Origin of the sequence: Actinoplanes sp. NPDC049599, assembly GCF_044465625.1 — a bacterium.
GTDB lineage: Bacteria > Actinomycetota > Actinomycetes > Mycobacteriales > Micromonosporaceae > Actinoplanes.
Map to the genome: position 1 here is coordinate 1 of NZ_JBITLX010000075.1, position 1,601 is coordinate 1,601.

Sequence of the window (1,601 nt, forward strand, 5' to 3'; positions counted from 1 at the left end):
CCCCGACACTGATCGAGAGGGTCAGTTCGGCGCCGGTGCCCAGCGGAAGCGGGTGCTCCCGGACCCGGTCGACGAACTCCTGGGCCCGTCCGCGGGCCGTGTCGGCCCCGCACCGGGGCAGCAGCACGGCGATCTCGTCCCCGCCGAGCCGGGCGATCACCGTGTCCGGGCGGGCGTTGCGGCCCAGCAGATTCGCCACGTGCACCAGGGCGTCGTCACCGACCGGGTGGCCGTGGGTGTCGTTGATGCCCTTGAAGTGGTCCAGGTCGATCAGGATCAGCGCGGTGCCCTGCTCCAGGAAGGCGGCGTCACCGGACTGCCGGGGCATCGGCCGGACGTCACCGGAGACCGCCTTCTGCATCGCCTCGTCCAGGATCCGCCGGGTGACCAGGCCGGTCAGCGGATCGATCGCGGCCTGCGCCTGGAGCCGGGCGACCAGCCGCTCCTGGCGCTGCCCGGCCAGCACCAGCAGCCCGGTCATCAGGCCGATCACCAGGGTGATGTCGGTCAGGTCGAGCAGCCCGCCGGTGGTCGGCCGGACCACGGCCACCACGATCGCGTCCCCGGCCACCGCGGCGATCGCGCCGATCACCGCGCCCAGCGGCTTCAGCTGGGAGGCGGCGTACAGGGCGGGCAGGAACAGCGACACCTGCGCGCCCGCCGACGCGTCCGACGTCACCACGTCGAGAAACACCACGAAGGCGACGCCGATGATCGGGGTGACGGTCAGCAGGACGTCCCGGACGGCGGTCGGGGCCCGCCCGGTGAGCAGCAGCAGGCCCAGGAGCACGAGGGTGAAGCAGGCCACGCCGGTCACCGCGCTCTGCGCCCGGCCGGCGCCCTCGGGCAGCGCCACGTTGGACACGAAGACCACGACCGCCGAGATCAGGTAGATCCAGGCCGCGGTGCGCGCCGCGGTCAGCGGGTTGCGGGCGCCCAGGCCCGAGCGTGCCCAGTCCACAGATCTCCTTCGGCCGGTCCGGTCCCGGAGTTCAGTCTCCGGAGCTGGGCATATCTTCGCGGGTGAGGTGTTGTCACCTCCGGTAGCCACAGTTTGATCCCCCGTTCGCCCAGGAGGCCTCCGTGAGCCTGATCCCCCGCACCGACCTCGATGTCCACCCCCTCGGCCTCGGCGGCAACGTCTTCGGCTGGACCGCCGACGAGCCGCAGTCGTTCGCGGTGCTCGACGCCTACACGGCCGCGGGGGGCAACTTCATCGATACCGCGGACGGGTATTCGCAGTGGGTGCCCGGCAACCAGGGGGGCGAGTCGGAGACGATCATCGGCAACTGGCTGGCCCGGCGGGGGCGGCGGGACGACGTGGTGATCGCGACCAAGGTGAGCCGGCACAAGGACGCCCCGGGGCTGTCCCGGGCGAGCATCCGGCGCGGGGTGGAGGCCTCGCTGCGGCGTCTGCAGACCGACCACATCGATCTGTACTACGCCCACTACGACGACCCGGACGTGCCGCAGGAGGAGACCGTGGCGGCCTTCGGCGAGCTGGTGGCCGAGGGCAAGGTGCGGTACCTGGCGGCCTCCAACTTCACCGCCGACCGGCTGGCGAGCTCCCTGCGTATCGCCGACGACCTCGGCGTGGCCCG

At 72.3% G+C, this 1,601-nt stretch carries 2 protein-coding genes; one reads left to right on the forward strand and one right to left on the reverse strand.

The genetic code is table 11. The features are described 5' to 3' along the window. On the reverse strand, positions 1–961 hold a 961-nt coding region (locus ACIBQZ_RS43235; protein ID WP_396094776.1), incomplete at its 3' end, for a GGDEF domain-containing protein. Between the two features lie 122 nt (positions 962–1,083). Between ACIBQZ_RS43235 and ACIBQZ_RS43240 the strand changes: the two genes are divergently transcribed. Beyond that, the coding region (locus ACIBQZ_RS43240) for an aldo/keto reductase (protein ID WP_396094777.1) at positions 1,084–1,601 on the forward strand (518 nt) is incomplete at its 3' end.